The following is a 5,558-nucleotide window of genomic DNA, read 5'->3' on the forward strand; positions in this document are numbered from 1 at the left end:
GCCCGCCCCCCCCCCCCCCCCCCCCGACGGCGCAGCTCGCGCGCCTCGAGCAGTTCCAGCACGAGCAGCGCGAGCCCCGCGAGCCCGAGCACGGCGGCGATGATCACCCCGGGCACCAGCCACGGGGTCGAGACCTCCACCGGCCAGGTGAGCGCCAGGTCGGGCCCGGGGCCGGCGTCGGTGGCGGCGACGACGCTCCACCGTCCGGGCCGGTGCTCCCAGGTGATCGCCACGCTTCCGGTGCCGGTCTCGGAGACCACCCACATGTCGGAGCCGGCGAGCGCGGCGGTCACGGCGGGCTGCTCGGCGGCGCCCTCGGCGGGGGGCTCCCCCGCGACGTCGGTGGCCTCGAGCTCGTGCCAGCTCGCGAGGCCGGTGACGGCGGTGTGCGCATCCGTGCCCACCCACGCGTCGACGTCCGCGACCCGTCCGACGACCAGCGTGACGGGCTGGTCGGCGTCCCCGGTCACCGTGACCGTGACCTCGTCCGCGACGGCGTCGAGCACCCCCGCCTCGGTGCGGACCAGCGGCGCTGCGGGCCGGGCCGGCAGGCTCAGCGTCACGGTGTCGGTGGGGCGCCACACGGTCGCCGAGGCGATCGCGAGCGCGCCGACGATCACACCGAGCACGATGAGCGATACAGAGATGATCCGGCGAGTCACGAGGATCGGTGTCCTCCAGGTAGAGATGCAGGTCAAACACACGTCAACCGCCCCAGGATAAGCGGGTGGCGCCGTCGCCGCCCACCACACCCCCGGCGGGACCCCGGTTACCCTGGCCACGGACCATCTCGTCGGCCGAAGCAGGGCCCACGGAGTGAGCCGGAGCAGGGCCCACGGAGTGAGCCGGGGCAGGGCCCACGGAGTGAGCCGGGGCAGGGCCCACGGAGTGAGGAGGACGACGTGACCGAGGAACAGCCGGCCTTCCCGGTGGTGCTGCGTGGCTACGACCGCGCCCAGGTGGACCAGCGCATCCATGGCCTCGGCGAGGCACTCGCCGAGGCGCGGCGCGAGGTCGGGGTGCTCGACGCCCGCACCCTGAAACTGTCCGCCGAGCTCGCCGAGTCGCAGCGGCTCCTGCGCGAGACGGAGCGGCCCACGTACGCGGGCCTCGGCGCGCGCGTGGAGCACCTCCTCCGGTCCGCGGAGGAGCAGGCCTCCGACGTCACCAGGCGCGCCAACGACGAGGCCGAGCGCACCGTGGCCCGGGCGAGCGCCACCGCCGCGGAGCTCACCGAGCAGGCCGAGCGGGAGGCCACCGACCTGCTGCCGGGGGCCCGTGCGGAGGCCGCCGAGATCCTCACGCAGGCGCGCGAGGAGGCGCAGACGCTGCTGATGTCCGCCCAGCGGCGTGCCGACGAGATGGTGGCCAGCGCGGAGCGGGAGTCGGCCCGGCTGCGGGCGGTCACGGCGGCCGAGACGAGCGAACGGGTCTCCTCGACCGAACGGGACCTCGCGGTGCTGCGCACGACGACGGAGCAGGAGCTCACCGAGCTGCGCACCACGGCGGAGCGCGAGGTCGCCGCGCTGCGGGCGCGCGCGGCGCTGGCGACGGCGGCGGCGCACGAGTCCGCGCGCGCCGGCACCGACGAGCTGGTCCGCACCGGCGAGGCCCGGGCGGCCGACGCCGAGCGGCGGCTCGCCGAGGCGGTCGCCCGGGCCGAGCGGCTGGGTGCCGAGACCGACGCCGAGGTCCGGGACCGGCGCACCGCCGCCCGCGAGGAGGCGGGACGGCTGCTCGCCGAGACCCGAGCGCAGGCGTACCGGCTCAAGGACGAGACGGAGCGCGAGATCGAGGAGGCGCGCACCACGGCGCGGGCCCAGGTCGAGGAGCTGCACCGCCGGCGCGAGGCGGTCGCGACCTATCTCGCCGACCTCCGCGGGGTCATCGGCACCGAGAGCTCCGGCGGCGCGGCACCGGCCGAGACCTCCTGAGCGGCCTGCCGGTCGCTGCGTCAGCCGAGCGCGGCCCGCACGAGCGCCACGGCACGGTCCGGGCGCAGGCCGAGCTCGCGGGCGCGAGCCGCGAACTGCGCGGCCGCCGCCTTCGCGGCGTGCTCGGCGTCGTCGTCGGCCACGACGGTGCCGGCACGTCCGCGGGTGACGACCGATCCGGCGGTCTCGAGCTCCCGGTAGGCGCGGGCCACCGTGTTCGCCGCCAGGCCGAGCTCGGCGGCGAGGCCACGGACGGTCGGCAGGCGCGTGCCAGCGGGCAGCGCGCCGAGCCTGATGAGGTCCTGCAGCTGGTCACGGACCTGCTCGTAGGGCGGCGCCGGGGAATCGGCGTCGACGCGCACGTCGAGCCGCATCAGCGCACCATCCGGATCCGGGCCCCGCTGCCGGCCCGGATCTCCCCCGGGCTCGCGGCACCGGCGACGGACCGGGCGCCGTCGGGCACGAACCCGTGCCGGGCGAAGAACTCCTGGGCCCCCTGGTCCGCGTCGCCGACCCACACCAAGCACGGCGCGTCGCCGACAGCCAGCTCGAGCAGGTGCTCGCGCGTCGCGGCGTCCGTCTCGGTGGCGAGGACGTCGAGCACCTCCAGCTCCAGTGATCGCTGGGCGCCGGGCCCGGCCGCCTTCGCGACGGCGACGCCCACGACCTCCCCGCCACGGTCGGCCACCCAGGTCGTCGTCGCCCCGGGCTCGAGGAGTCGCTCCTCCCACGCGGGGGCGGACCCGACGACGCGGGCGACGTCGACGGCGTCCAGGACCGTCGCAGGACGGATGCGGGCGGGGACGACGGTCGGCATGACCCCAGCGTAGGACCTCACCGCCGCACTACCCTGGGCGGGTGGCGCAGGAGACCGGAGGCATGGAGCAGGGGGCAGGGGGCGCGGCCGGCCCGGTGGGCACGGAACCGGTGACCGGCGCCGGCGCGGACGAGGACTGGGCGCGGCACCGCCGGGAGGCGGCCACCGCGCGCGCCGCGATGCTCGACCGCGGGCGCCTGGCCGCGACCCGCCGGGCGTCCGACCTCCTCGTCCGGTTCGCCGCGGCCGCGCGCGCGGCGGGGCTGGCGACCGAGCCGCTGCGGGTGCAGGGCTACGGTGGCGGCACGGCCCGGACGCACACGTCGGGCTGGTACCTGCGCCGGGACCACAGCGTGGGGGTGGGCACCGACGTCTCGTTCTACGTCCTCACCGCGCGGTTGGGCCTCGCGGCCCGGCTGTGCGGCGTCGACCCGGTGCCGGCGGAGCCGCCGCTCGTGCTCGGCGCCGGCGGCCGGGACGGCGACTCGGTGGACCTGGCGACGGCGCTCGACCGGCTGCTGCCCGGCTGGGACGGCGGAGGGTAGCCCGCTACCTCGCCCGGGCGTGCAGCGCACGCAGTGCGTCGGCGACCGCCGCCGGCGCCTCGAGGGCGCTCATGTGCCCGACTCGCGGCACGACGACGACCTCGACGTCCGACAGTGCCGCGGCCATGGCCTCCGCGGCCTCCTGCGGGGCGCCCGCGTCCTCGGCGCCGCGCAGGACCAGCGCCGGCACCTCCAGGTCCTCGAGCACCCACAGGCGTTCGGAGCGGTGGGCCATGGCCCGCTGGGCCCAGGCGATCCCGGCCGGCGGTGCCGCGGCCAGGCGGGCCCGCAGGTCCTCGACGACGGCGGGCTGCTCCCGCAGCGTCGTCGCCCCGAGCGTGGTGGTGAGCATCCCGGCGACGACGCCGGCCCCCGCTTCCCCCTCGGCAGCGGTGGCGGCGGCCAGGCGCGCGTCCCGGGCCGCGGCGTCGTCGGCGGTGGCCTTGGCGTCCAGGAGGCCGACGGCGGCGAGCAGGCCGCGGTGGCGCTCGGCGAGCGCGAGGACGGCGTACCCGCCCATCGACAGCCCGGCGACGACGGCGCGGGTGATGCCGACCCCGGCGAGGGCGGCGGCGACGGCGTCGGCGTAGGTCTCCAGCGACGGCTGCGGCGGGTCTCCCGCAAGGACCGAGGCGCCGAACCCGGGCGCGTCCACCGTCACCACCGGCAGATCGGGGAGCAGGGCGACGACGTCGTCCCACATCGAGGCGTCGAGCGGGAAGCCGTGCAGGAGGACCAGTGGGAGGGCGTCGTCGGGACCGTGGTGGTGCAGTGCGAGCGTCATACGTCGAAGGGTGCCACGGGTCGCCCGGTCCGTCAGCGCGGGCGGCGGCGGCGGCCCGGTCGGCGGGGTGGGTGGCCGGTCACCGGGTGGGGCGGCGGTGCCCGCGGGCCTGCCAGCACGAGGTGTGCCAGTGGCGGCGCGCGTCCAGGCCGGCCTGCGCACCGAGCAGGTGGTCGGTCGGCCAGGCGACGACGTGCGGGGTGCCGGCCGTGATGAGCTGGTCGCACCCCGGGCAGCGGTACTCCTTGTCGGCGCCGCGCACATGCCGCACCGTGTAGGCGAAGCCGTCCGGCCCGGCCTCGGCCCGGGGCACGGACCGCAGCCGATCCGGGTCGAGCGGCACGTGCCCGTCGACGTACGGGCGGCGGCGCGAGCGGCGGGACGAGGGCATGGTCCTATTGTCGCTCGCCGCGCGCGTAGACCTCCAGCACCCGCAGGTCCTCGTCGGTCACGACCACGTCCGCGGCGCGACCGGCCGCCAGCGCGCCGATGTCGCCGCGGCCCAGGACCTCCGCCGGGGTCGTCGCGGCCATCCGCACCGCGTCCGCGAGCGGCACTCCCCCGGCGACGGTGGTGCGGACGACGTCGAGCAGGTGCGCGGTCCCCCCGGCCAGGGCACCGCCGCGCGCGAGTCGGGCGATGCCGTCGGTCACGACCACGTCCTGCGAGCCCAGCCGGTAGGCGCCGTCGGGCATGCCAGCGGCGGCCATCGCGTCGGTGACCAGGGCGACGTTGGCGGGCCCGACGAGCTCGACCACGGCCCGCACCAGGGCCGGGTCGACGTGCGTGCCGTCGCCGATCAGCTCGAGGACGGCCGCCACGCGGCGGGCCCCGGCGAGGAACTCGGCGATCGGGCCGGGGTCGCGGTGGTGCAACGGGTGCATCCCGTTGAACAGGTGGGTGATGGTGGGTCGTCGGCCCGGCTCGGCCAGGGCGGCGCGCGCGTGCGCCGGTCCGGCGTCGGTGTGCCCCACGAGGGCCGGGCCCCGGCGGCCGCGAGTCGCGCCGCCACGCCCCCGGGCCCGCGGCTGCCGACCAGCTCGGGCGCGAGTGTCATGGTCGCCACGTGCCCGCGCCCCAGGGCGAGGAGGTCGTCCGTGAGCCCGGCGTCGGGCGCGAGCAGCAGCACCGGGTCCTGCGCGCCGCAGCGGGCAGCGGCGAGGAACGGTCCCTCGAGGTGGATCCCGGCGAGGTCGGCGAGGTCGGCGAGGTCGGCGAGGTCGGCGAGGTCGGCGAGCAGCCGTACCCGGGCCCGCAGCGTGTCCGGGCTCGCGGCGACCAGCGACGCGAGGAGCGTGGTGGTGCCGTGGCGGCGGTGCTCGGCCACGGCCGCCCGAGCGGTGGCGTCGGGGAACGACGCCCCGCCGCCGCCGTGGCAGTGCAGGTCCACCAGTCCCGGCAGCACGTAGCCGGTGCGGGCGGGCGTCGCGGCCACCGCCGGTCCGTGCCCCGCCGCGGCCGCCTCCGACGTCGGCCCC

The 5,558-nt window shown here is 77.9% G+C and carries 6 protein-coding genes and 2 pseudogenes; 2 read left to right on the plus strand and 6 right to left on the minus strand.

The genetic code is table 11. The annotated features are described in order from the left end of the window. A pseudogene (locus ACYC1Z_RS13860) lies at positions 1-662 on the minus strand (hypothetical protein); the annotation flags it as partial. A 240-nt stretch (positions 663-902) separates the two neighbouring features. Here ACYC1Z_RS13860 and ACYC1Z_RS13865 point away from each other — a divergent pair. Continuing rightward, positions 903-1,934: a cell division protein DivIVA gene (locus ACYC1Z_RS13865; RefSeq protein WP_461410112.1), complete on the plus strand. Its 1,032-nt coding sequence runs from the start codon at positions 903-905 to the stop codon at positions 1,932-1,934. A gap of 20 nt (positions 1,935-1,954) precedes the next feature. On the opposite strand, the gene ACYC1Z_RS13870 is transcribed toward ACYC1Z_RS13865, so the two are convergent. Both ACYC1Z_RS13870 and ACYC1Z_RS13875 read right to left on the minus strand, forming a co-directional pair. Beyond that, positions 1,955-2,308, minus strand: a complete 354-nt coding sequence (locus tag ACYC1Z_RS13870) for a GntR family transcriptional regulator (protein ID WP_461410113.1) — start codon at positions 2,306-2,308, stop codon at positions 1,955-1,957. Further along, positions 2,308-2,751 (minus strand): hypothetical protein, encoded by a 444-nt coding sequence (locus tag ACYC1Z_RS13875; RefSeq protein WP_461410114.1) that lies wholly within the window; start codon positions 2,749-2,751, stop codon positions 2,308-2,310. The genes ACYC1Z_RS13870 and ACYC1Z_RS13875 overlap by 1 nt, the downstream gene beginning before the upstream one ends. Positions 2,752-2,792: 41 nt before the next feature. On the opposite strand from ACYC1Z_RS13875, the gene ACYC1Z_RS13880 reads away from it, so the two are divergent. Then, positions 2,793-3,296 (plus strand): hypothetical protein, encoded by a 504-nt coding sequence (locus ACYC1Z_RS13880; protein WP_461410115.1) that lies wholly within the window; start codon positions 2,793-2,795, stop codon positions 3,294-3,296. A 4-nt stretch (positions 3,297-3,300) separates the two neighbouring features. Here the strand turns inward: ACYC1Z_RS13880 and ACYC1Z_RS13885 are convergent, their stop codons facing one another. The 3 genes and pseudogenes from ACYC1Z_RS13885 to ACYC1Z_RS13895 all read right to left on the minus strand — a co-directional run. Then, entirely contained in the window at positions 3,301-4,080 is a 780-nt protein-coding gene (locus ACYC1Z_RS13885; protein ID WP_461410116.1) for an alpha/beta fold hydrolase, read from the minus strand. 79 nt (positions 4,081-4,159) lie between these two features. Further along, positions 4,160-4,471, minus strand: coding sequence for a hypothetical protein (locus tag ACYC1Z_RS13890; protein ID WP_461410117.1), 312 nt, complete (start codon positions 4,469-4,471; stop codon positions 4,160-4,162). A 4-nt stretch (positions 4,472-4,475) separates the two neighbouring features. After that, positions 4,476-5,558: pseudogene (locus ACYC1Z_RS13895) on the minus strand (N-acetylglucosamine-6-phosphate deacetylase); the annotation flags it as partial.

This window comes from Georgenia sp. (assembly GCF_054605595.1).